A 25249-nucleotide genomic window follows, 5' to 3' on the forward strand; every position below is an offset into this window, starting at 1 on the left:
GACTCTCCAATAATTGCAATACCCTTTTAAATAAATTTTTCTAGCGCTTACAATTCCGCTTGATCTGCATTCGGAGAAGCCGAGCGGAGCACTTTTTTCAGCTTGCTCTCAAACTTCGCCCGCGGCACCAACACGCTATGCTTGCAGCCTACACACTTAATCCGAATATCCATGCCAAGGCGTATAATTTCCATTTCATTCGTACCGCAAGGATGCGCCTTCTTCATTTGCACAATATCTCCTAGTTGGTACTGCTTTTTTTCCATGTCTCCTCCGCTCCTTCTCCTCGATGGTATGTGATGAGTTTTGGATACGGGATCGCGATCCCCGCATCTTTAAACGCCCTTTTGATCTCACCGTTCAGTTCCCTTGCCACCGGCGCATGCGTATTGGGCTTACACTCGGCAATCACGCGCAAGATGACCTCAGAAGCTCCCAGCTTCTGCACACCAAGCACTTCCGGCTCCAATACGATATTTTCGCTCTTTTCAAAAAAATTGTGCACGGACGTCTTAAGCACTTCCATCGCTTTGTCAATATCCTCTTCATACGAAACGGACACATCGACTACCGCCAACGAATTGTATAATGAGAAATTGGTGACCTGAGAGATTGTTCCGTTCGGTATAATGTAGACCTCGCCTGTCCAACTTTTGATTTTGGTAATACGCAATCCGATTTCTTCGACGGTGCCTTTATACGTATTAATCTGAATGACATCCCCTACAGAAAACTGATCCTCAAATATGATAAAAAAACCGGTTATGACATCTTTTACGAGACTCTGCGCACCGAAGCCAACCGCAAGTCCGATTACCCCCGCCCCCGCCAAAAGCGGCTCCAAACGAAAACCGAACAGATTTAGAATCATCAGTATCATAATAAAATTAACCACATACGATATGATATTACCGATTAATTTACCGAACGTGTTTGCTCTTCTGGTATCGAACTTGAGCGGCCCTTTTTCCTTGGCCATTAAAATATGATGCAGCGCTTTATTAGCGATTTTAATCGTTAACCGCCCTGCAATCACAATCACAATAATTTTCAACCCGCCGACCAATAATTGTGTCCAAATTGCCGGATTAATGAAATAATTCAGCAGCTGCTCGCGGACCTCACCAAACGTTGTTGCAGATGATTCGCCAGCTCGACTCCAGTTCATTAATGCATCCACTTGAAGAAGCTCCCTTCTCCCGTCAAAAATTACTCTGAATCATCTAGTTTGATGTTAACATATTTGTCTTGTTCTTTTAAATACAGGCCTCTAATCTCTACATGTTCCGATACGATGATGTGTTTCACCTCACGCAGCTGATCCTGCGGAAATTCTATGGACAATGCGCAACCTGCGGTGATTTCCTTGGGCGTTGGCCTTATATCTATTTCAATATCCGCATATTCGAGCAGCATTTCAGCCCTTAACGCCTGTTGGGTCGAATCAAAAGCAATCAGCAACGGTTCCAAAGCTTACCCCACCTATATTTTCGGTTTGACGTATAAACAGTTTCCAATATTCGTATACTAGTAAAAATATCTCGTAACGGGGGCCTAAAACTATGAGATTTTCGCTAGGAAAAGAGAACGTCGATCCTGTACCTATAGAGCCTTTAAAGATCATGCATAATGAAAAGAACATTCAAGAAGTGCTGCTAAAAAAGCTGCAATCGATGCTTTCTGAGGTCCCTGCAGAGAAACCGATTGTGCTTGTATGCGTTGGCACCGACCGCTCAACCGGCGATGCTCTTGGCCCACTGGTCGGCAGCCGTCTTTCGAAGCTAGGCGCATTAAAAGGCTTATATTTATACGGTACTCTCGGCCATCCGGTTCATGCCATGAACTTGAATGAGACCTTGTCCTCCATCTATCAGCATTTCGACGAACCTTTTATTATCGCAGTTGATGCTTGCCTTGGTCAGCTTACGAGCGTTGGCTGCATTCAAGTCGGTTACGGTCCGGTGAAACCTGGCGCTGGCGTTAACAAGGATCTCCCTCCCGTCGGAAACATCCATGTGACCGGAATTGTGAATGTCGGCGGCTTTATGGAGTATTTTGTACTTCAGAACACCCGCTTAAGTCTTGTCATGAATATGGCGGAAGTAATCTCTACCGCCCTGCATCACACAATGCTGAATGTGCGCGCATCCTCACCTATTTCTTTTGCGAGGCTAGAGCAATAGCTCTTTGCTCCTCAGGCGATAGCGTATATTTGGACTGGCCCTGAGCGACCGGCTTCGCATAAACGTACACTTGTTCCCGATTGTGAATACCGGTCAATACAACTCCATCCAGCTCATTATCGACAATCGCAACGGAGAAGCTCAAGTCATTTCCTCCTTCTGCAAAAGCATTAAATCTTTGAAGGCCTACATTAGCTTTCATCTTATTAATAATACGCGCATGCTGCTGAATGGATTCTTGGGCATTCCGTTCGCCTTCTTTCAGACGATTGATTTGCCCTTGCATATCGATCAACAGAGACTCCATATTTTCAGAGCCTCCCCCATTTATCATCATCATGTATTTTGCTCTAAGCTTGGATAACTTCACCCATAACACTATGGTTAACACCAGCATAATGATAAAGATCACTGCAATAACTAATAAAATGAGTTCCAACGGCAAATATTGTGCAAAGTCCCCCGCCATGACGAATCCTCTCTCTACATTTAATGTGCGTAATGCTGTGATATTTCTTTAACCGCAGCAATCAGTTCATCCACTTCCGACTCTGTTGTAAAATACCCGATGCTAGCCCTCACTGCGCCAACCCCCAATGTGCCGGCACATTCATGTGCAAGCGGCGAGCAATGATAACCTGCCCGGACGGCGATCTGATAGCTTTGATCCAGTATAAATGAAATTTCCGAAGAATCGGCCTGTGCCAAATTAAAAGAAACGATGCCTGTTCTATTTTGTCCCAAATCAGGACCCAATATCGCTACACCGTCAATTCCCAGCAATCCTTCCATTAATCTTTGGGTGAGCCCCCACTCCTTATGATGAATCTTTTCAACGGTTTCCTGCAAAACGAATTTCACTCCCTCATTAAGTCCCGCAATGCCCGCCGTATTTTGTGTTCCCGCCTCGTAACGATCCGGCCGAACGGTCGGCTGTTCGATTTCCTCCGATTGGCTTCCCGTTCCTCCGTAAAGAAGCGGCTCGAGATCAATGTCAGGGGCTATGTAGAGCCCTCCAGTGCCTTGTGGGCCCAGCAACCCTTTATGTCCCGGGAAAGCAAGCATATGTATCCCTGAAGCGGCTATATCGAGCGGCAAGGTTCCTGCAGTTTGAGCTGCGTCAACCAGCAATTTAATGCCATGCCTATGGCACAATTCGGCGATCTCTTCAATCGGCAGAACAGTACCTAACAGATTTGAGCTGTGACTGCAAACGATCATCTTTGTTTTTGCTGTAATTAAAGATGTTATGTCATCGATTCGGATGTTTCCCTGGGAATCCGAAGGCGTATAAGAGACACTTACACCTCGGCTTCTGCGCAAATATTCCAATGGACGCCGCACCGAATTATGCTCAACATTTGAGCAAATTACATGATCGCCTTCCCGCAAAAAACCTTGAATCGCCAGATTCAACGCTCCAGTCGTATTAAGCGCAAAACTGATGTCGTTTGGATTTTTCACATGCAGCAGCTTGGATATATTTTTTCGCGTCTCAAATAAGATGCGACTTGCCTTCACCGCCATCGAGTGGCTTCCCCGCCCGGGGTTGGCTCCATATTCATCCACACATTGCTTCATGGCTTCGGCCACTTGAGCAGGCTTCGGCCAAGATGATGCTGCATTATCGAAATACCGGATCCGCATGAACTCCATCTCCTTTAACGAAAAATATAGCACACCTAGTATGCCCTGCCAGAGCAATCAAGGTATGCTATGTATCCTTAAACTCAAGATATTTTCCCTTTCAACAGCTCCAATAAGCGCTCCAAATCATCTTTGGAATAGTACATGATTTCTATCTTACCTTTGTTATTGTTGTGTTTTATTTTCACCGTCGTCCGGTATACGTTTCGAAGATTATCTTCAAGCTGGTGTATATAAGGATCTTTCTTTTTAGGTTTGCCGACCGACTTTTTAGCCGCCGCATTGCCCTCTTCTACTTTGTAAACAGCTTCTTCTAATTCTCGAACGCTCCACTGTTCTTTAATCGCAGAGTTGGCAATCATTGTTTGCATTTTCTCATCTTTTAAAGAGACGATCGCTTTCGCATGTCCCATCGATAATGTTCCACGTGAAACATATTGTTTTATTTCTTCCGGAAGCTGCAGAAGTCTCAGAAAGTTAGCAATATGCGACCGACTTTTCCCTACTTTGACGGATAACTCTTCTTGCGTTAATGAAAACTGATCAATTAATGATTGATAGGCGACAGCGATCTCCATAGCATTTAAGTCCTCACGCTGAAGATTCTCAATAAGCGCAATTTCCATGACCTGCTGGTCGCTAAACTTTTTCACCACCGCAGGTATTGTCGCTAAGCCGCTGAACTCTGAAGCTCTGAAACGACGTTCGCCTGCAATGATTTCATATCCTTTAAGCACCGTTCTTACGATAATCGGTTGAATAACGCCATGTTCTTTAATTGAAGCAGCAAGCTCTTTAATCGAATCGTCGTTAAATGTTTTGCGCGGCTGATACGGGTTGGGTCTCAGTTGGTTTAACGGGATCTCAACCACTTTCTCATCATCGCTAATATTTAAAGAAGGAATAAGTGCGTCAAGTCCTCTGCCCAGTCGTTTACTCAAATCGAGATCACTTCCTTCGCTAATTCCAAATACACTTCAGCACCCTTGGATCTTGGGTCATAAGTAATGATGGACTGCCCATGGCTTGGTGCTTCGCTAAGTCTGACATTTCTCGGAATAATCGTTTGATAAACCTTTTGCTGAAAATACTTTTTAACTTCTTCAATAACTTGAATGCCCAGATTCGTACGCGCGTCAAACATCGTCAACAAAACACCTTCGATCTGAAGTGTTGTGTTTAGATGTTTTTGTACAAGACGCACCGTGTTAAGTAATTGACTTAACCCTTCAAGGGCATAATACTCGCACTGAATTGGAATAATGACGGAATCCGCAGCTGTTAAAGAATTCACCGTCAGAATACCAAGTGAAGGCGGACAATCGATTAGTATATAATCAAATAAATGCTTTACCAGATGCAGCGATTTCTTCAAACGTACTTCTCGTGAAATCGTCGGAACAAGTTCGATCTCCGCGCCTGCCAGTTGAATCGTTGCAGGTATAATCTTCAAGTTAGGCAAACTCGTATCGATAATCGCATCTTTGGGATGAATGTCATTGATCAACACATCATATATGCAATACGTGACATCCGCTTTATTAATGCCGATTCCACTCGTTGTATTTCCCTGCGGATCGATGTCCACAAGGAGCACCCTTTTCCCTAAGGATGCCAATGAGGCGCCCAGATTAACGGATGTGGTCGTCTTCCCTACCCCACCTTTTTGATTCGTAATAGCAATGATCTTAGACAAAATATTCACCTCAAAAAAGCTTTAATAAAATACAGAGATAGATATCGTGCATTTTCTTCGTTAAAACATGAGAAGCCCGCGTTTTTTTATGAGAAAAAAAACGGTGCTCCTCAGCGGGAGTACCATGAGCATAATTTGAATCCATATAGATAATAATAGAAACTATTTTATTATATCATGCTCTAGCAGTATTTCATAATTTATCTTTTAGGTATCTTTATAACGATTTCATAGTGATCCTCAAAGTCTTTCTCTGAGGTATCTATCTTCAGCCCGGAGTTGGTTACCATATCGACAGATTGACGAATTGTATTAAGCGCAAGACGAACATCCTTCGAAAAGGATACTCGCTTGGACTTTTTGATTTTCGCAGCTTCTTTAATAAATGCAATCCTGGTTTCCGTTTGCTTTACGTTTAGTTCTTTCGCAATAATTTCTTCCAATAACTTAACCTGAGCATCTTCGTTGTCAAGCGAAAGAAGCGCTCTTGCATGGCGTTCGGTTATTTTACGTTCCATTAACGCCTGCTTTACGGGCTCACACAAATTAAGCAATCTAATTTTATTGGCGATCGTTGACTGGCTTTTACCCAATCTTTGCGCCAAGCTTTCCTGGGTCAAACTATGCAAGTCAATGAGCTGCTGATATGCGGCAGCTTCCTCAATCGCCGTAAGCCCTTCTCTTTGCAAATTCTCAATTAGAGCGATAGAAGCTGCTTGCGAATCATTAAATTCACGAATAATGGCAGGAATCGTCTCGAGTCCAAGCTTTCTGACTGCGCGCAAACGTCTCTCGCCGGCTATCAGCTCGTACTGACTATTTCTTATGCGGACTACAATAGGTTGAATGACGCCATGAGTTTTGATCGTTTGACATAGTTCATCTATTCGATCGTCATCAAATATAGTTCTTGGCTGGTAAGGACTAGGGACAATTTCGTTTACAGGAACATTTTTCACTTCGTCCGATGCTGTGTTTTTTTCTGCGAAACCAAACAATCTAGTAAACTGTTCCTTCATTCTTCATAACCACCCGATTCAATATGCCAAATCTGAAAACTACAGCAAGTTCTTCTACTAATCTAGAAGACTATGTAACAAACACTATTTGAGCAGTAAAGATACAATAAGGCTCTTTACAGAGCCCTATTCGGTAATATGTCCAATGAAACCCAACACACTTATTTACAGTAACACCAATCTGGAAATACGGCTTATTGTAATGCAGCCTTAGAGCCTGCTAGTTGTTGCATACGCTGCGATGGTGACTGACCGCTCTAAATAATATCTTCTATATATAGTAATTCTCCATAAAACTTCATTTTCCTGCTGTCTATTGCGCACAGAGTAAATTGTTGTCAGTGAATTGTTCCACGTGAAACATTTTATCCGATAAGAGGATTTTTCAGCGGTACACCCGCTTTGCGCGGATATTTTTTCGGGGTAACGGCTTGCTTCTCAGCTACTAGTATGTGCCGTGTTGAATGTTCTTCGTCCGGAAGCACAAATTTGTGAACTTGCAGCGGCTTGGATTTCAGCTCATTGAAGCTAAAGGCGGCTTCAGTTAACTCTTCTTCAAAGGCGCTCCCCTTCATAGCTGCAAATAACCCGCCTTTTGTGACAAACGGCAAACAAAACTCGTTTAAAACGCTCAGCCGCGCAACAGCTCTAGCAGTGACAAGATCATACTGATCCCTGTGTTGAGGCAACCGCGCAGCATCCTCCGCCCTGCTGTGCAAACACAACATATCATTCAATTGAAGCTCTGCACAGAGGTGATTCAGAAATTGTATTCTCTTATTCAGAGAATCAATAATCGTAACCTGCAAATGAGGAAAAACAATTTTAAGAGGAATACTAGGGAAGCCGGCGCCTGAACCTATATCGGCCACCCTCTTTATATTCTTCATGGACACGAAAAAAGACACGGAAAGAGAGTCGTAGAAATGTTTCACATAAACCTGCTCTCTTTCTGTGATCCCGGTAAGATTCATCTTTTCATTCCACAACACCAGCTCTTTAAAATAAGTTTCAAATTGCTGGAGTTGCTGTGGCGTCAAGGTTATGTTGTTTTGTTCAAGCAAGGAAACAAATCGATTTTGTACGGCGTCCATATTATCCCCTAGCGGCAACTACTTTGTTATAATGCTCCAGATAGACGAGCAGGATCGATACGTCTGCAGGAGTTACACCCGATATGCGTGATGCTTGACCAATCGAAACCGGACGAATTTTATTCAGCTTCTGCTTTGCCTCCGAAGCAAGGCCGTGAACGTCATTATAAATGATATCATCCGGTATACGTTTTTTCTCCATCTTGCGCAAGCGTTCAACTTGGGCAAGCTGCTTCTCAATGTATCCGGCATATTTCACTTGAATCTCTACCTGTTCTTTCATATCTTCAGTGAGCTCCACAGTTGCAGGGGAAATCGACTCAATGTGACCGTAAGTCACTTCAGGTCGGCGCAGCAAAGATAAAAGATCAACAGAGTTGTTCACTTCTGCACTATCTATTGAAGCAAGCATCGCTTGTACGGCATCCGGTTTGACTTTCGTGCTTTTCAAACGCAAAAGCTCATCTTGTACATACTGCTTCTTCTGGATAAAAGCTTCGTATCTCTGTTCGGCGATCAATCCAATCTCATGACCGATTGGCGTCAGTCTCAAATCGGCATTGTCGTGGCGCAGCAGAAGACGGTACTCAGCCCGCGATGTTAGCAGTCGATAAGGCTCATTGGTCCCTTTGGTCACCAAATCATCGATCAGTACACCGATATAAGCTTCCGAACGATCTAAAATAACCGCTTCTTTCCCTAGAACTTTTCTGGCTGCATTGATACCGGCCATAATCCCTTGACCTGCTGCTTCCTCATAACCGGAAGTTCCATTTATTTGACCTGCGGTAAATAATCCGTCAATCATTTTTGTTTCCAGCGAAGGCTTTAATTGTGTAGGAATAACGGCATCATATTCGATAGCGTACCCTGTTCTCATCATTTCTACTTGCTCAAGTCCCGGAATCGAACGCAAAATCTTCAGCTGAACGTCCTCAGGCATACTCGTAGACAGACCTTGCACATAATATTCGGACGTATTTCTGCCTTCAGGCTCGAGGAATATTTGGTGTTTCGGTTTATCGCTGAAACGTACGATTTTATCTTCGATCGAAGGGCAATAACGCGGTCCGGTCCCCTCGATGGCACCCGAAAACATCGGCGCCCGATGAAGGTTATCGTTAATAATTTGATGAGTGTCCTCGGAAGTGTAGGTCAACCAGCATGGCAGCTGATCGGGTACTTCCTTCGTTGTTTCATATGAAAAAAACTTCGGTTTTTCATCGCCCGGTTGAATCGACGTTTTGGAGAAATCAATCGAATCTTTATGAACACGAGGTGGTGTTCCGGTCTTAAACCTAACAAGTTCCAACCCATGGTCGCGCAGATTACTGGACAACTTAACGGCCGGCTGCTGGTTATTCGGACCGCTCTCGTACATTAATTCACCCATGATCACCTTGCCGCGCAAATAGGTTCCGGTTGTCAAAACAACGGCATCAGCCCGATATTGGGCCCCCGTTTTTGTCGTAACGCCTTTGCATATACCATCCTCTACGATGAGTTCCTCAACCATGCCTTGACGCAGCGTCAGATGTTCCGTCTTTTCAATCGTTTCTTTCATCATATGCTGATACAGAAACTTATCGGCTTGGGCGCGAAGCGCGTGCACCGCAGGGCCTTTGCCGGTATTAAGCATTCTCATTTGAATATACGTTTTGTCGATATTGCGCCCCATCTCTCCGCCAAGCGCGTCAATTTCCCGAACGACGTGGCCTTTGGCTGGTCCGCCGATGGATGGGTTGCAGGGCATAAAAGCTACCATATCCAAATTAATGGTCAGCAGCAGCGTATTGCAGCCCATTCTCGCCGCGGCTAAAGCCGATTCACAGCCGGCATGGCCTGCACCGACAACAATTACATCATATTGGCCTGCTACATATGTCATTTAACTAACCTCCTTTGAGGAAAACACTTATTTTCCTAAACAAAATTGCGAAAAAATCTGGTCGATCAATGAATCGCCTACCGAATCACCTATAATTTCACCCAGCTGCTCCCAGGCATTGCGAATGTCAATCTGAATCATATCAATGGGAACAAACTGCTCAGCGGCTTGAAATGCCTCATCCAGCGACAGTTTGGCTCGTTTTAATAGATGAATATGCCGTACGTTGCTTACATAAGTCAGATCATTTGATTCTAACTTACCGCTAAAAAAAATACCAGCAATAGCTTTTTCCAAGTCAGCAATGCCCTGCTGTTCCGCTATTGACATGCGGATCATTCGTTCGTCCGAAAAAGCCGACTCCAGCACATCATATTGAACCTGCTGCGGCAAATCTTGCTTATTCACGATGACGATCGTCTGACGATCCTTCAGCTGCTCAATAAGCAGCAGCTCACCCTCATGTAACAGCTCCGCTCCATTCACCACATACAAGATCAGATCCGCTTGCTGCAAGGCGTCCTTCGACCGCTCTACGCCAATTTGCTCGACAAGATCCGACGTTTCTCTTATGCCCGCCGTGTCCAACAGCTTTAACGGAATCCCGCCAACATTGACGTATTCCTCGATCACATCCCTTGTAGTGCCGGGAATGTCCGTAACAATGGCCCGATTTTCTTGCGCCAGCGTGTTCAACAGCGACGATTTGCCCACATTGGGACTGCCGACAATAGCCGTTGTGATACCTTCGCGAAGAATCCGTCCTTGATTCGCCGAATTGAGCAGATGATCGATCTGTTCCATTGCCTTCACGCACTTGTTTTTAATAAAAGCATTGGTCATTTCTTCGACATCATGCTCCGGGTAATCGATATTTACCTCAATATGCGCCATCAATTCGACAAGCTCATGCCGCAGCTGTTTGATTTTTGTCGAAAGCGTCCCCTCGACTTGTTTCAGCGCAATATGAAAGGCCCGATCCGATTTGGCCCGGATTAAATCAATAACCGCCTCCGCTTGCGACAAGTCAATTCTTCCGTTCAAAAATGCGCGCTTCGTAAATTCCCCTGGCTCGGCAATACGCACATCCTGCTCCAGCAGCAAGTCCAGCACCCGTTTCACCGAAATGATGCCGCCGTGACAGCTGATTTCTACCACGTCTTCCATGGTGTACGATCTGGGCGCTCTCATGAGCGACACAAGCACTTCTTCTATATGATCTTTAGTTCCGGCATTGACGATATGGCCATAATGAAGCGTATGTGTCTGTGCGTCGGATAACTTCGTTGTACTTTTAAAAATACGATCGACGGCCTGCACGCTGTTCTCCCCGCTGACGCGAATGACAGCAATACCGCCTTCCCCGAGAGGTGTCGAGATGGCCGCAATAGTGTCGTGCATCTTCATCACCCTCCCTTTCATTCCAATTATCGGTTCTTAAAAAAAACAATGACTGACGCTTTAAGCGCAAGCCATTGCTGACGGTTATTTGAGTACGATGACAACCCTGCGGTTTGGTTCCTCGCCTTTGCTGTAAGTCTTTACTCGCGAATGATCTTGCAGCCTGGCATGAATCACCTTACGCTCTTGTGAGGACATAGGCTCCAGAACAACTTCCTTCTTTGACCGAATGACGCGTTCGGCCAACCGGACCGCGAGATCCTCCAATGTTTTTCTGCGGCGTTCGCGAAAACGTTCAGCATCCAAAGTGATACGAACATGCGAACTGGAATAACGGTTTGCGACAATGTTCGCTAAATACTGCAGCGCATCCAAAGTCTGGCCTCTTCGGCCGATAAGCATGCCAAGATCGGAACCGTTCATATTAAGTAAAATGCCGTCTTTGATAACTTGCTGTTCAATAGTAACTTCCAGGTCCATCGTCCGAAATACATTTTGCAGAAAAAGCTCGGCTTCTTCTAAAGCATCAGGAATAAGCTCCAGTTCCACTTTTGCATCCTTGGTGCCGATCAGCCCAAACAAACCTTTGGAAGGCTGCTCCAACACAACCACTTTGACGCGATCTTCTTTTGTTTTGAGCTGCGCGATACCGGCTTTTACCGCATCGTCGACCGTTTTCCCTGAAACTACTATTTTTTTCATTTCGACTGGCCACCCTTATTTTTTTGAGGAACACCATAAATAAAATAAGATTGAACAACCGTGAACAAGTTACTATATACCCAGTACAACGGCAGCGCTGAAGCAAAGTTCATCGACATGACGAAAATCAAAACCGGAAAAATAAACATCAGGCTCTGCATCTGCGAATTCATCTGCGACGACATCATCTTCTGCTGGAGATACGTCGTAATGGCCGCGAGCAAAGGCAAAATATACAGATGGTCCGGTGTACCAAGCTGCAACCACAAGAAGGAGTGCCCTTTAATCTCGCCATTACGCATAATGGAATTATACAGCGCAATGAGCACCGGCATTTGCACGATCAACGGCAAACATCCGGCCAGCGGGTTAACCCCATGCTTTTGAAACAGCTTCATCGTTTCTTCCTGCTGTTTTTTGGCATCGTCCTTATACTTGTCCTTCAGCTTTTTCAGCTCGGGTTGAATGTCTTGCATCCGTTTCGAGCTGCGGTACTGCTTTAAAGTAAGAGGAAGAATCAATAGGCGAATAATTAAAGTAACGACAAGTATCGATAAACCGTATTGGCCCCATAATTTATCGGCAAACCAATCCAGCGTATGCGATAGCGGACCGACGAAATACTTGTCCCACACGCTGTTTTGCGGATCAATCGGTGTATTGACGGGATTGCCGCATCCGGCAAGGAAAAGCAGCAAGGAAAGCGGCAAAAATGCGACTAGTCTACGAGTCAAAATATGTTCCTCCTACAGCGCTCAAGATACCATTTTAAAAAACGGTCTGCCTCTCGTATTAACACAAACCAACGCAGTGAAGTATGCGTTTTCGGTTTTTCATTTCCAATAATAAACTATATCACATCATGGAGCGCAAGAAAACTACCGCTGCAGCAGCCCTGCTCTTTTTACGACATGCAGCAAGTTTTTCTCCATTTCCTTATACTCGATCCCAACCACCGGCTTGCGCGCGATCAAAATAATGTCGTATTCCGGAGCGATCCGTTCGGCATTCAGCCTCACGATTTCCTTCATCAACCGTCGAAGCCTGTTCCTTACCACGGCGTTGCCCAGCTTTTTGCTGACCGAAACACCCAGGCGGAACGGTTCTCCTTTGCCGCGCTTCAAATAATAGGCGACAAACTGATGGTTGGCCGTAGATTTACCGTACCGGTACACCCGGTCGAAATATTCCCTTTTCGTTAAGCGATGCTCTTTTTCCACGAAACATTCTCCGCAATCATATAATTAGAAAATAAGGAACATCTATATATCGTTAACAAATATACGGTTTTTAAACGACAGCGAGGCACGCATTTGCAGACAGAAAAAAAGACCACAGCTTAAGTGGTCTTTCGCCTTATGCGCTCAATACTTTTCTGCCTTTTTGGCGGCGTGCCTTCAGCACTTTACGGCCGTTAACCGTGCTCATTCTTTTACGGAAGCCATGAACCTTTTTACGTTTTCTAACGTTCGGCTTAAAAGTCGGTCTCATCTATATGCACCTCCTCGGGAATTTCACCTATCCATTTTAAAAAACACCTTTAACCATTAAAGCACTTGCAGCCCAAAAAGTCAACAGAACGGTTGCGGCGACCGTCTGCCTTTATTTGCCCACACATAGGATAACTATGGGGATAGCGTTTCATCCACAATTTCGGATTTTGTCGAATATGAACAGATTATTAACAATATGTAGTATTGTGCATAAAACTTACGCACAAGTTATTGAATTTGTGGATAAGCTGTAATAATTCGTTGATATCTAGTATCTATTTTGTTATTATAAATATGTTTTCACCTGTGGATACATACATTCCCCTGAATAGTTTATCAACAGCCTGTGGATAAACCTGTGAACAATTCGCAGTTATTCTATAATACAGTTATCCACATTTCTGCACAATCCGGTTATTTACGACACATTTCCCCCGTTTCTTTTCGACAATCGACCAATAACGCCCATTTTCTATATAAAATGCCCGATGTGTATAACATGGAAATAAGCTTTAGTTGGTACCGTGAATGAGGAGTTGAATTTTAGTATGGAAAGCCATCCCAATGAAAAATGGCAGCAAGTTCTTTCCATAATTCAAACGAAGGTGAGCAAGCCGAGCTTCGATACATGGTTGAAATCAACAAAAGCTGTCGTTTTTAACGATGATGCTGTTGTGATCTGCGTGCCGAACAACTTCGCGAAGGAATGGCTTGAAACTCGCTACGCTAAAATGATTTCCGCTACCATCTTTGAATATACGGACCGTCCTGTTGAAGTGAAGTTTACGCTCGAATCCGAAGAGACAAGAGCGGAAGCCGTTCCGGCAGCTCCCGCGGCGCCCCAGCCCGCGAGAACGTCGCTTCCCGTCTACGAAGAGCCTAGCAGTTTGAATTCCAAATATACGTTCGATACGTTTGTTATCGGCGCCGGCAACCGCTTTGCTCATGCCGCTTCGCTCGCAGTAGCCGAGGCGCCGGCAAAGGCGTATAACCCGTTGTTTTTGTACGGCGGTGTCGGACTGGGAAAAACTCATCTGATGCATGCGATCGGCCACTACGTGCTGGAACACAATCCGAGCGCGCGGGTTCTTTACCTCTCGTCCGAAAAATTCACGAACGAGTTCATTAATGCGATTCGCGATAACCGCGGCGAAAGCTTCCGCAGCAAATATCGCAGCATTGATGTGCTGCTCATTGATGATATTCAGTTTTTGGCGGGAAAAGAACAGACGCAGGAAGAATTTTTTCATACCTTCAACGCCTTGCACGAAGAAAGAAAGCAAATTATTATTTCCAGCGACCGTCCGCCTAAAGAAATTCCGACATTGGAGGAACGGCTCAGATCCAGGTTTGAATGGGGACTGATTACCGACATTCAGCCGCCGGATCTGGAAACGCGGATCGCCATTTTGCGCAAAAAGGCCAAGGCCGAGAATCTCGATATTCCTAACGAAGCGATGGTCTACATCGCCAATCAGATCGATACGAACATCCGGGAGCTGGAAGGCGCGTTAATTCGCGTCGTCGCCTACTCATCGCTTATCAATCAAGACATTACGTCTCATTTGGCGGCTGAGGCGCTGCGGGACATTATCCCGTCCAATCGTCCAAAACAAATCACCATTCAGGATATACAGCAGAAAGTCGGAGAATTTTACGGTTTGAAGTTAGAGGATTTTAAAGCGCGGAAACGTACCAAAACGGTCGCTTTCCCAAGGCAGATCGCCATGTATTTATCGCGCGAAATGACCGATCACTCGCTTCCCAAAATCGGAGAAGCGTTCGGCGGCAGAGATCATACGACGGTCATACACGCGCACGAAAAAATTACGGTGGCTATAAAATCGGATCAAGAGCTCTATAAAATTATCCACACCATATCCGAAAAAATTAAAAATGCGACTGTTTAAAAGTCCTGAGCCTATACACACTTTATTCACATGTGGATAGGCTCTCGTTTTGCGCCTTTTCTCCACATATCCACATATTCAGTGCCCCTACTACTATCACTATTAATAAAATAAATATATAATAAGACGTATATGCCCATTTCAACAGAATAGAACCATGGGAGTGAAGAAATTGAAGTTAACGATATTAAAAGACTTTTTGAACGAATCCATTCATCACGTTTCCAAAGCCATTACGAGCAAAACGACCATTCCGATTCTGAGCGGAATCAAAATAGATGCGGATTATAACGGAGTTACCTTAACGGCCAGCGATACCGATATTTCGATTCAAAGCTTTATTGCCAAAGAACAAGACGGATTGCAAGTTATTGAGCTGCAAAAACCGGGAAGTGTCGTATTGCCGGCTAAATTTTTTGTGGAAATGATTCGCAAGCTGCCATCGCAGCATGTTGAGATTGAAGTGAAAGAACATTTTCAAACGACGATACGCTCAGGTACGGCAGAGATTCAGCTCGTTGGGCTCGATCCGGAAGAATATCCGATTATGCCCGGCATTGAGGAAAACAAACGTCTGCAAATTCCAAGCGATATTTTAAAAACAATGATTAAACAAACGTCGTTTGCGGTATCGACAAACGAAGCCACTCCGGTTTTAACCGGTGTACTTTGGACCATTGGCGGAGGAAAAATTAAATTTACGGCATGCGACCGCCATCGACTGGCTACCCGCGAAACGAATATTACCAGCGGCACAGACATTGAAAACATAAGTTTTTCCATTTCAGGGAAAACTTTGAATGAACTGAACAAGATTTTGCCGGATCAGAATACATTGATCGACGTGGTCATCGCAGATAATCAAGTTTTGTTTAAGCTCAGCTCCATTATGTTTTATACCCGGATTTTGGATGGAACGTATCCGGACACATCCAAGCTGATTCCTCAGACGTTTCAAACCGAAATGGTGCTTAATACCAAACAGATGGCGGATTCCATAGACCGGGCATATTTGCTCTCACGCGAAGACAAGACCAATATCGTCAAAATGATTATGCGCGAAGATCAATCCGTCGAAATTTCCTCCAGTTCTTCCGAGCTGGGCAAAGTTACCGAGCAGATTCCTGTCAACAAGATGACCGGAGAATTGCTGCGCATATCGTTTAACTCTAAATATATGCTGGATGCGCTGAAGGTCATGGACAGCGATTTGATTCAAATCGGATTTACCGGAGCTATGCAGCCGATCATTCTGCGGCCTGACGATTCCTCTTCCCTGCTGCAGCTTATTCTTCCTTACCGGACAACAAATTAAGAGGGATGACTTATGAAAACTATTGAAATTCATACGGACTACATCACCTTGGGCCAATTTTTGAAGCTGTCTGATTGCATTTCGACCGGCGGGCAAGCCAAAAGCTTTCTGCAGGAAACGGAGATCACTGTGAATGAACAGCCGGAAAACCGCCGCGGCCGGAAGCTTGTAGCGGGAGATGTGATCAAGGTGGAAGGCTGCGGGACGTTCCGGGTGGCTCAGGCGTGAGGCTGAACAGCTTAACCTTGCAGGATTACCGCAATTACGAGCGCATCGAATTCCATTCCGGACAAATGGTCAATATTTTTGTCGGTCCTAACGCGCAGGGCAAAACCAACCTGCTGGAATCGATCTTTGTGCTTGCTTTGACGAAATCCCATCGGACCCATCATGATAAGGAGCTGATCCGGTGGAACGCTCCTTTCACTCACTTGCACGGCTCGATCGAAAGAAAATATGGGAAAGCCGAGTTGGATCTCGTCATCTCCGCTCAAGGCAAGAAAGCAAAGCTGAACGGCTTGGAACAAAAAAAATTGAGCAATTTCATCGGTGCGCTAAATGTCGTTATGTTTGCCCCGGAGGACCTCGAAATCGTCAAAGGCTCCCCCGGGGTTCGTCGCCGTTTTCTGGACATGGAGATCGGCCAAGTATATCCGTCATATCTTTACGACTTGTCCCAATATCTGAAAATATTGAACCAGCGCAACAATCATCTCAAACAAATGTTCGGCAGTTCTTCGTCAAATATGGCCATGTTAGAGGTTTGGAATGAACAATTGGCGCAATTTGGTATTAAAATCATTAAAAAACGTCAAAGCTTTATAAAGAAACTCCAACAATGGGCGGAAACGATTCATTTCGGTATTACCGGCGGACATGAAAAGCTGCAAATTCAATACCAAACCGCGCTTGATTTAACCGTTTCAGAAGATGAAACTGTTTTATTTGACCAATTTATGATAAAGTTATCACAGGTGAAGGATCAGGAAATCAGGCGTGCCGTCACGCTTGTCGGCCCTCATCGCGATGATTTGCTGTTTTTCATTAACGAAAAAGAGGCTCAAACGTTCGGATCGCAAGGTCAGCAAAGAACGACGGCGCTCTCCTTGAAATTGGCCGAAATCGAGCTGATTCATCAGGAAGTCGGCGAATACCCGGTGCTGTTGCTTGACGACGTATTGTCCGAGCTTGACCAATTTCGTCAAACCCAGCTCATTGAAACCTTTCAAAGCAAGGTGCAGACGTTTATTACGACGACCGGCATTGAGAGCATCGATCTGGCGAAGCTAGAAGACGCCTCTGTTTTTCAAGTGAGAAGCGGCGGCTTGATATAGATGGATTCATAGATTAGTTCGTTTGCCGACTTTGCATTTTGGTAAGGAGTGGGTCGTATGTTTATTCATTTGGGCGGGGAAAAAATCATACGCGCATCGGAATTGATCGCGATATTTGATTTATCCATCGAGAAATCTTCGAAAATTTCCAAACAGTTCATAAGCCAAGCGAATAAAGAGAAAAGAGCCGAAGTGATTGGCGAGGAAGAGTGTAAATCGCTTGTTGTCACGCAATCGAAAATTTATTATTCTCCCATCTCTTCCTCCACGTTGAAAAAACGTGCCCATCAGCTCCTGACAAACTAAGTGGTTACCATGGAAAAGTAGGTGTCTTATAGATGTCTGTTAATCAACACACGTATGATGAGAGTCAGATTCAAGTACTTGAAGGACTTGAAGCGGTTCGCAAACGTCCCGGCATGTACATCGGCTCCACGAGCTCCAGAGGGCTCCACCATCTCGTATGGGAAGTGGTCGATAACAGTATCGACGAAGCGCTGGCCGGTATTTGTACGCATATCGAGGTTATTGTTCATAAAGACAACAGCGTAACGGTTGTTGATAACGGCCGGGGGATTCCCGTAGGCGAGAATGTAAAATTGAAAAAGTCGACTTTGGAAGTCGTTATGACCGTACTTCATGCTGGCGGTAAATTCGGCGGCGAAGGCTATAAGGTATCCGGCGGCTTGCACGGCGTTGGCGTTTCCGTAGTGAATGCTTTATCCGAGCACGTGACCGTACAGGTCAAACGTGAAGGCAAGATTCATATGCAGGAATACCGCCGCGGTGCGCCGCAGTACGACTTGAAAGTGGTTGGCGAATCGGATGAATCGGGGACGACGGTTACGTTCAAGCCCGACCCGGAGATTTTCACCGAGACGCTTGAGTATGACTACGATACGCTGCAATCCCGTATTCGCGAGCTGGCCTTTTTGAATAAAGGCCTCAAAATATCGCTGTCCGACGAACGGACAGGCGTGTCCAATTCGTTCGTATACGAAGGCGGTATCGTTTCTTTCGTCGAATACTTGAACCGCAATCGCGAAGCGCTGCATCAACCGCCGATTTTTGCCGAGGGGACCAAAGACAACATCCAGGTGGAAGTCGCGCTTCAGTACAACGACAGCTATTCCGAGAACATTTATTCGTTTGCCAACAACATTCATACCCATGAGGGCGGCACACACGAATCCGGCTTCAAAAGCGCGTTGACGCGTATTTTGAACGATTGCGCCCGTAAATATAATGCGATTAAAGACAGCGATTCGAACTTGTCCGGCGATGATGTGCGTGAAGGTTTGACCGCGATCATTTCGGTCAAAATTCCCGAGCCGCAATTTGAAGGCCAGACCAAGACAAAGCTGGGGAACAGCGAAGTCAGAGGAATCGTCGAGTCGGTATTTTCCGAGAAACTGCAGGAATTCCTGGGAGAGAATCCGGCTGTTGCCAAGCGGATTGTAGAGAAAGGGATTCAAGCGGCGAGAGCCCGCGAAGCGGCTAGAAAAGCCAGAGAATTGACCCGCCGCAAAAGCGCGCTGGAAGTCAGCTCGCTGCCCGGCAAACTCGCCGATTGTTCGTCCAAGGACGCTTCGATCAGCGAAGTGTATATCGTCGAAGGTGACTCTGCGGGCGGCTCCGCAAAACAGGGACGCGACCGGCATTTTCAAGCGATCCTGCCGCTGCGCGGAAAAATATTAAACGTGGAGAAAGCGCGGCTGGACAAAATTTTGTCCAATGCCGAGATCAGAGCCATTATTACCGCAGTTGGTTGCGGAATTGGCGACGACTTCGATATCAGCAAAGCCCGTTACCACAAAATCATCATCATGACCGATGCCGACGTCGACGGCGCGCACATTCGTACGCTGCTGCTTACCTTCTTCTACCGGTATATGCGTAAGCTGATCGAATACGGATATGTATACATCGCTCAGCCGCCGCTGTATAAGCTGGAGAAAAACAAGGTCGTTCGTTACGCCTATAACGACCGTCAGAGAGACGCCGCTATGCAGGAATTCGGCGAAGGGCAGAAAGTCAACGTGCAGCGCTATAAAGGTCTGGGAGAAATGAATCCCGAGCAGTTGTGGGAAACAACGATGGATCCGGAAATCCGTACCATGCTGCAAGTGACTATTGAAGATGCGATGGAAGCCGATGCGATGTTTGACACGTTGATGGGCGACAATGTCGAACCGCGCCGGGATTTTATCCAAGAGCATGCTAAATATGTGAAAAATCTGGATATCTAGATATGCTTCGTTTATGGCCTGTTAAGCCCTTGGGATGGCTGCTTGTCCTCTTGCTCCTTCTGTTTTCTCCCGTATGGCTAGGCGGGCAAACGGAAGTTTGGTACGAGGATCAAGTAGCCGTCATTGCGTACCATCATATTGACGAGCATGTACAAAGCGACGTGACCATCACCCCGGCATTATTTGAGAATCAGCTGAAAGATTTGCTGAGCCGGGGGTATCATTTTATTACGTTGCAGCAGTTTAGGGATTATAAATCCGGGGGACCGGTTCCGCCCAATGCGGTGCTGGTTACCTTTGACGACGGGTACGAAAGTTTTTACACAAAAGCCTACCCGATTATGGCCAAGCTGGGAATACCGGCGGTTGATTTTGTGATCACCAAGGATTTGGACAACCCGATGGGCTCGCTCATCCCGTCCATGTCGCGGGATCAAATTCGGGAGATTATGAATCACTCCGTCAATTTTGATATGGAATGCCATTCAGATAGTTTGCATGGCAAGCAGGATGACGGAAGCCCGCTTTTTACAAGCCGGTTATTAAAAGACGGACATAAAGAATCGGATGCCGAATATGCTACCCGAATCGTACAGGACACGAGCCGTTGTGTAAGCAAGCTTGAGCAGCTGAGCCCTCAGCCTATCGATGCGTTTGCGTATCCTTTCGGATCGCTCGATTCTCCATCGGCGCAGCTGCTGCCGCAGGCCGGCATTAAATATGCATTTACTACGGTTAGCGAAATGGCAAGCCGCAGCGACGAACTGCTGCAGACTCCTAGAATTAATGCGGGGAGCCCTTTTATTCATCCGCAATCGTTGCATAATCTCATCATTAAACGTATCGTTTCTTCGCTTCCGGAGAAACTTGATCTTCAAAACTCGACGCAGCAATTGGGCGGGAAATGTACTTTGGAACCTAACGGGACAGTGGAGCTGCAGTGGGGAGACAATCGCTGGAATTTGAAGGAAGGCAGCAGTTCAGCCGTAGCGGCTGATCGGTCCTTTCAAATGCAAGAGCCATTGCTTCGTGTAAAAGACCGTTATTACATCACTACAGGAGATTTGCAAACCATGTTCGGAAGCCGCGTCACTTATAACGGCAACACGGGTATGGTTTACCGCAGACTTACTCCTTCGGTGAATTGATGTGAATGGGCTTGCTGGCTTTCGCTTGCAATACCAGCGTTTATTTAAAATTTCAGGAGGTCCGTCATGGCCGAAGAAATACGTTCGCAAATTAAAGAGATCGACATCGGTACGGAGATGCGCACGTCCTTTATGGATTATGCGATGAGCATCATCGTCAGCCGCGCGCTCCCTGATGTTCGGGACGGCCTAAAGCCGGTACATCGCCGCATTTTATTCGCGATGTCCGAACTCGGAATGTCACCGGATAAGCCTTACAAAAAATCAGCGAGAATCGTCGGCGAAGTCATCGGTAAATACCATCCGCATGGCGACTCGGCCGTTTATGAAACCATGGTCCGGATGGCGCAGGACTTCTCGCTGCGTTATATGCTGGTGGACGGACACGGAAACTTCGGTTCGATCGACGGCGACTTTGCCGCGGCGATGCGATATACGGAAGCGCGTCTTTCCAAAATAGCGATGGAATTGCTGCGTGATATTAACAAAGAAACCATTGATTTTATCCCGAACTACGACGGTGAAGAACATGAACCGGCCGTTCTGCCGGCGCGTTTCCCCAACCTGCTCGTGAACGGTTCCTCCGGGATCGCCGTAGGTATGGCCACCAATATTCCGCCGCATAACTTGCGGGAGGTTATTGACGGATTGCAGCACTTGATGAAAAATCCGGAAGCCGAGCCGCTTGAACTGATGCAATACATCAAGGGCCCTGACTTTCCGACTGCCGGGTTTATTCTAGGCCGCGAAGGGATCAGACATGCTTATACGACGGGCAGAGGTTCGGTTACGATGCGGGCGAGAGCCGTTATTGAAGAGAACAACAATAAGGCGCGCATCATCGTCAACGAGCTTCCTTACCAGGTTATTAAGGCACGTTTGATTGAGAAAATCGCCGAATTGGTCCGCGAGAAAAAAATCGACGGAATTACCGATTTGCGCGATGAGTCCGACCGCAACGGCATGCGCATCGTCATTGAGCTGCGCCGTGACGTCAATCCGAGCGTTGTGCTGAACAACTTGTATAAACATACGGCAATGCAGTCCAATTTCGGTATCATTATGCTTGCGCTTGTCAATGGCGAACCGAAGGTGCTTAACCTGAAGGAAATGCTGTATCATTACCTGGAGCATCAGAAAGTCGTTATCCGCCGGCGTACGGAATTTGAATTGCGCAAAGCGGAAGCGCGGGCTCATATTCTGGAAGGGCTGCGCATTGCTCTTGATCATCTGGACGAAGTCATCGCTTTAATTCGTGCTTCGCGTACGACTGAAGAAGCGCGCAATGGGTTAATGACCCAATTCCAGCTCAGCCACGATCAAGCCCAGGCTATTCTGGACATGCGTTTGCAGCGCTTGACCGGGTTGGAGCGCGAGAGAATCGAAGAGGAATACGCAGAATTGCTGCTAAAAATCGCTGAATACAAAGCTATTCTTGCCGATGAGCAGCTTGTGCTTAATATCATCAGTGAAGAACTGAACGAGATAAAAGACCGCTTCGGCGACGACCGCCGTTCGGAGATTACGATTGGCGAAGAGAGCATTGAGGACGAAGATTTGATCCCGCAAGAGGACGTGATTATTACAATCTCGCATACGGGTTATATCAAACGTCTGCCGGTCGGCACTTACCGCAGTCAAAAACGCGGCGGCCGCGGTGTGCTTGGTATGGATACAAAAGATAACGACTTCGTCGAGCATCTTTTCGTTACGAATTCGCATCAATACCTCATGTTCTTTACGAACAAAGGAAAGGTGTACAAACTTAAGGCTTATGAAATTCCGGATTTGAGCCGGACCGCCAGAGGTACGCCGATCATCAATCTAATTCAAATCGAGCAAGGGGAAACCGTCAATGCGGTAATTCCCGTTGAATCGTTTGATTCGGATAAATACTTATTTTTTGCGACGAAGAACGGTATTGTCAAAAAGACACCGCTCGACGATTACTCGAATATCCGCAAAGGCGGTTTAATTGCGCTGACTCTCCGTGAAGACGACGATTTGATTGGCGTCAAACTGACCGATGGCAAACAATCGATCATCATGGGCACGAAGGAAGGGATCTCCATCCACTTCCCTGAAGAGGACGTTCGTCCGATGGGCCGTGGCGCTACGGGGGTTAAGGGCATTCAGTTAAACGATGACGATGCGGTTATCGATATGGATGTCGCCGATGAGAACAATACCGTGTTGATCGTCACGTCCAAGGGCTTCGGCAAACGGACGCCTGTATCCGAATACCGCATGCAGACGCGCGGCGGCAAAGGAATCAAGACGCTTAACGTGACAACCAAAAACGGTATGGTCGTCGGACTGAAGGTCGTTAAGGATGATGAGGACCTGATGATTATTACGGCGATGGGAACGATTATTCGGACCAGTATGGATGGTATATCGGTTATGGGTCGGAATACCCAGGGCGTAAGACTTATCCATATCCGTGATGAAGACGAGGTTTCGACGGTTACACGGGTTGAAAAAAGCGATGATGCCCTCGAAAACGATGAAATTAGTTCTGAAGAATCAGAAGAATAATTTACAAATTTAAGGAATGGGGCTTACATCCCCATTCTTTTTGTTTTAAAATAAAGCTACACATCACATAAAGTGAGGGGAGTTCCATGGCAACTATTCCCGTTTCACAGCTAAAGTCCGGCGAGAAAATAATCGAGAACGTTCAGACGAAGCTCGGGGGCGTTCTTTTTCAAAAAGGAAAGATTGTTACAGAGCGCGATATTGAGGTTTTAAAGGCATTTATGGTACCCAACATTATGATTGAGTCAAAGACTGGCGAAGCTGAGGTTTCTGCCGAAGAACAGACTCAGGAGGAAATGTTTAATACGGTGCTGCCATTTTATCAGCAATATGATAAGATGTTTAATTTGCTGAAGCGGGTTTTTACTTTGGCAGAGTCGAATCAAAGCTTGCCTATCTTGGAAATTCGCACTCATATGGAAGCGCTGATTCAAAATATCGATTTCTATAATGTGTTGACCTTCACTCCGCGCAACAACACGGTGAGGGATTTTTTGTATCATAATAGCATTATGGTTGCCCTCACTTCGTATATGCTGGCCAAATGGCACGGAATGCCGCAGAAGGATTTAATGCCGATCGCTCTCGGCGGATTACTGCATGATATCGGGAATGCCAAGATTGACGATAATCTTCTTTATAAACCGGCTAAACTGACTCCAGCCGAGCTGGAGGAAGTGAAGAAGCATACTGTCATCGGCTACAGCATTCTAAAGTCGGTGCCTGCTATTAACGAAGGCGTTAAGTTATGCGCCGTACAGCATCATGAACGCGAAGACGGTTCGGGCTACCCGCTTGGCGTAAAAGGCGATAAGATTCACGTATACGCCAAAATCGTCGCGGTAGCCGATATGTTCCATGCCATGACCAACCATCGGGCCCATAAGAAAGCGGCATCGCCTTATCTGGTGCTTGAGCAGCTGTTTACCGAGGCTTTCGGGAAGATGGATCCTTCTATGATCCAGACGTTTATTAATAAGGTCACACAGTTCCATAATGGAACCCTGGTTAAACTCAGCGATAACCGGATTGGAGAAATCGTTTTTTCCGACCGCTCGAATCCGACGCGTCCATGGGTTAATGTGAATGGAACAATTGTTAATTTAACCTTAGAACGGAACCTCTTCATTAAGGACGTCATCCAAAAGTAAGGTTTTGAAAAAAAGAGTGCCGTGAAGCTTGACTTTGGTCTGATAGTTATGGTACATTAACTTTCGCTGCTTCGACGGCACTTAAATTTTTCAAGAAAAAAGAAAATAAAAAAAGTGCTTGCATCGAACTAGGCAAATGTGCTATATTATAAAAGTCGCCGCTAAAACGACGGCAAGAAATGACAAGAAAATTGCTCTTTGAAAACTGAACAACGAGTGAATGTAAAACAAGCAAGTCAGCAATGAATTGAGCTATATTAAACAAACCTTAATGGAGAGTTTGATCCTGGCTCAGGACGAACGCTGGCGGCGTGCCTAATACATGCAAGTCGAGCGGATCGTTCCTTCGGGGACGGTTAGCGGCGGACGGGTGAGTAACACGTAGGCAACCTGCCTGTAAGATCGGGATAACTACCGGAAACGGTAGCTAAGACCGGATGAGTGGTTTTCTCGCATGAGGAGATCAAGAAACACGGGGCAA

General features: G+C 45.9%; 25 protein-coding genes and 1 rRNA gene. 11 read left to right on the plus strand and 15 right to left on the minus strand.

What is annotated here, in order from left to right; translation table 11 throughout:
* Window positions 1-47: 47 nt before the first annotated feature.
* Genes EYB31_RS18515 through EYB31_RS18525 form a run of 3 tightly spaced genes read right to left on the minus strand, consistent with a single transcriptional unit; the run spans window position 48 to window position 1461 of the window.
* Entirely contained in the window at window positions 48-266 is a 219-nt protein-coding gene (locus EYB31_RS18515) for a DUF951 domain-containing protein (protein ID WP_131014847.1), read from the minus strand.
* Window positions 242-1168 carry a mechanosensitive ion channel family protein gene (locus EYB31_RS18520; protein WP_131014848.1) on the minus strand — a complete coding sequence of 309 codons (927 nt, stop codon included), beginning with the start codon at window positions 1166-1168 and terminating at the stop codon, window positions 242-244. The genes EYB31_RS18515 and EYB31_RS18520 overlap by 25 nt, the downstream gene beginning before the upstream one ends.
* A gap of 41 nt (window positions 1169-1209) precedes the next feature.
* A complete protein-coding gene (locus EYB31_RS18525; RefSeq protein WP_420819454.1) occupies window positions 1210-1461 on the minus strand; it encodes a putative Se/S carrier protein in 252 nt (83 codons plus the stop codon).
* A gap of 101 nt (window positions 1462-1562) precedes the next feature.
* Between EYB31_RS18525 and yyaC the strand changes: the two genes are divergently transcribed.
* Window positions 1563-2183: a spore protease YyaC gene (gene yyaC / locus EYB31_RS18530; RefSeq protein ID WP_131014850.1), complete on the plus strand. Its 621-nt coding sequence runs from the start codon at window positions 1563-1565 to the stop codon at window positions 2181-2183.
* On the opposite strand, the gene EYB31_RS18535 is transcribed toward yyaC, so the two are convergent.
* From EYB31_RS18535 to rpmH, 12 genes are all read right to left on the minus strand, one after another.
* Window positions 2155-2652 carry a DUF4446 family protein gene (locus EYB31_RS18535; protein ID WP_131014851.1) on the minus strand — a complete coding sequence of 166 codons (498 nt, stop codon included), beginning with the start codon at window positions 2650-2652 and terminating at the stop codon, window positions 2155-2157. The two genes, yyaC and EYB31_RS18535, sit on opposite strands and share 29 nt — an antisense overlap.
* Window positions 2653-2672: 20 nt before the next feature.
* Complete coding sequence (locus EYB31_RS18540) at window positions 2673-3830, minus strand: aminotransferase class V-fold PLP-dependent enzyme (RefSeq protein WP_131014852.1); 1158 nt, start codon at window positions 3828-3830, stop codon at window positions 2673-2675.
* 83 nt (window positions 3831-3913) lie between these two features.
* The gene (locus EYB31_RS18545; protein WP_131014853.1) at window positions 3914-4771 is read right to left on the minus strand and encodes a ParB/RepB/Spo0J family partition protein; all 858 of its coding nucleotides are present in this window, start codon (window positions 4769-4771) and stop codon (window positions 3914-3916) included.
* Entirely contained in the window at window positions 4768-5526 is a 759-nt protein-coding gene (locus tag EYB31_RS18550) for a ParA family protein (RefSeq protein WP_131014854.1), read from the minus strand. The genes EYB31_RS18545 and EYB31_RS18550 overlap by 4 nt, the downstream gene beginning before the upstream one ends.
* A gap of 200 nt (window positions 5527-5726) precedes the next feature.
* Window positions 5727-6545, minus strand: a complete 819-nt coding sequence (gene noc / locus EYB31_RS18555) for a nucleoid occlusion protein (RefSeq protein ID WP_131014855.1) — start codon at window positions 6543-6545, stop codon at window positions 5727-5729.
* Window positions 6546-6910: 365 nt separating this feature from the next.
* Complete coding sequence (rsmG, locus tag EYB31_RS18560; RefSeq protein ID WP_131014856.1) at window positions 6911-7639, minus strand: 16S rRNA (guanine(527)-N(7))-methyltransferase RsmG; 729 nt, start codon at window positions 7637-7639, stop codon at window positions 6911-6913.
* 1 nt (window position 7640) lies between these two features.
* The gene (gene mnmG, locus EYB31_RS18565; RefSeq protein ID WP_131014857.1) at window positions 7641-9527 is read right to left on the minus strand and encodes a tRNA uridine-5-carboxymethylaminomethyl(34) synthesis enzyme MnmG; all 1887 of its coding nucleotides are present in this window, start codon (window positions 9525-9527) and stop codon (window positions 7641-7643) included.
* A gap of 27 nt (window positions 9528-9554) precedes the next feature.
* Window positions 9555-10934 (minus strand): tRNA uridine-5-carboxymethylaminomethyl(34) synthesis GTPase MnmE, encoded by a 1380-nt coding sequence (gene mnmE / locus EYB31_RS18570; protein ID WP_131014858.1) that lies wholly within the window; start codon window positions 10932-10934, stop codon window positions 9555-9557.
* A gap of 78 nt (window positions 10935-11012) precedes the next feature.
* A complete protein-coding gene (gene jag / locus EYB31_RS18575; RefSeq protein WP_131014859.1) occupies window positions 11013-11630 on the minus strand; it encodes an RNA-binding cell elongation regulator Jag/EloR in 618 nt (205 codons plus the stop codon).
* Entirely contained in the window at window positions 11627-12364 is a 738-nt protein-coding gene (gene yidC / locus EYB31_RS18580) for a membrane protein insertase YidC (protein WP_131014860.1), read from the minus strand. Before yidC ends, jag begins: the two co-directional genes overlap by 4 nt.
* A 144-nt stretch (window positions 12365-12508) precedes the next feature.
* Complete coding sequence (rnpA, locus tag EYB31_RS18585; protein ID WP_131014861.1) at window positions 12509-12850, minus strand: ribonuclease P protein component; 342 nt, start codon at window positions 12848-12850, stop codon at window positions 12509-12511.
* Between the two features lie 136 nt (window positions 12851-12986).
* Window positions 12987-13121, minus strand: a complete 135-nt coding sequence (rpmH, locus tag EYB31_RS18590; protein WP_131014862.1) for a 50S ribosomal protein L34 — start codon at window positions 13119-13121, stop codon at window positions 12987-12989.
* 550 nt (window positions 13122-13671) lie between these two features.
* On the opposite strand from rpmH, the gene dnaA reads away from it, so the two are divergent.
* The 10 genes from dnaA to EYB31_RS18640 all read left to right on the plus strand — a co-directional run.
* Entirely contained in the window at window positions 13672-15033 is a 1362-nt protein-coding gene (dnaA, locus tag EYB31_RS18595; RefSeq protein ID WP_131014863.1) for a chromosomal replication initiator protein DnaA, read from the plus strand.
* A gap of 172 nt (window positions 15034-15205) precedes the next feature.
* Window positions 15206-16348: a DNA polymerase III subunit beta gene (dnaN, locus tag EYB31_RS18600; protein ID WP_131014864.1), complete on the plus strand. Its 1143-nt coding sequence runs from the start codon at window positions 15206-15208 to the stop codon at window positions 16346-16348.
* Between the two features lie 12 nt (window positions 16349-16360).
* Window positions 16361-16576: a S4 domain-containing protein YaaA gene (gene yaaA / locus EYB31_RS18605; protein ID WP_131014865.1), complete on the plus strand. Its 216-nt coding sequence runs from the start codon at window positions 16361-16363 to the stop codon at window positions 16574-16576.
* Window positions 16573-17682, plus strand: a complete 1110-nt coding sequence (gene recF / locus EYB31_RS18610) for a DNA replication/repair protein RecF (RefSeq protein ID WP_131014867.1) — start codon at window positions 16573-16575, stop codon at window positions 17680-17682. The genes yaaA and recF overlap by 4 nt, the downstream gene beginning before the upstream one ends.
* A gap of 57 nt (window positions 17683-17739) precedes the next feature.
* Entirely contained in the window at window positions 17740-17988 is a 249-nt protein-coding gene (remB, locus tag EYB31_RS18615; protein WP_131014868.1) for an extracellular matrix regulator RemB, read from the plus strand.
* 32 nt (window positions 17989-18020) lie between these two features.
* On the plus strand, window positions 18021-19931 hold the full coding sequence (gyrB, locus tag EYB31_RS18620) for a DNA topoisomerase (ATP-hydrolyzing) subunit B (protein WP_131014870.1): 1911 nt from the start codon (window positions 18021-18023) through the stop codon (window positions 19929-19931).
* Window positions 19932-19933: 2 nt separating this feature from the next.
* A complete protein-coding gene (locus tag EYB31_RS18625; protein ID WP_165452476.1) occupies window positions 19934-21079 on the plus strand; it encodes a polysaccharide deacetylase family protein in 1146 nt (381 codons plus the stop codon).
* A 66-nt stretch (window positions 21080-21145) separates the two neighbouring features.
* Entirely contained in the window at window positions 21146-23617 is a 2472-nt protein-coding gene (gene gyrA, locus EYB31_RS18630) for a DNA gyrase subunit A (protein ID WP_131014872.1), read from the plus strand.
* An 86-nt stretch (window positions 23618-23703) separates the two neighbouring features.
* On the plus strand, window positions 23704-24768 hold the full coding sequence (locus EYB31_RS18635; protein WP_131014873.1) for an HD-GYP domain-containing protein: 1065 nt from the start codon (window positions 23704-23706) through the stop codon (window positions 24766-24768).
* 268 nt (window positions 24769-25036) lie between these two features.
* A 16S ribosomal RNA gene (locus EYB31_RS18640) occupies window positions 25037-25249 on the plus strand; the annotation flags it as partial.

It is taken from the genome of Paenibacillus thalictri, assembly GCF_004307995.1.
GTDB classification, from domain to species: domain Bacteria; phylum Bacillota; class Bacilli; order Paenibacillales; family NBRC-103111; genus Paenibacillus_AF; species Paenibacillus_AF thalictri.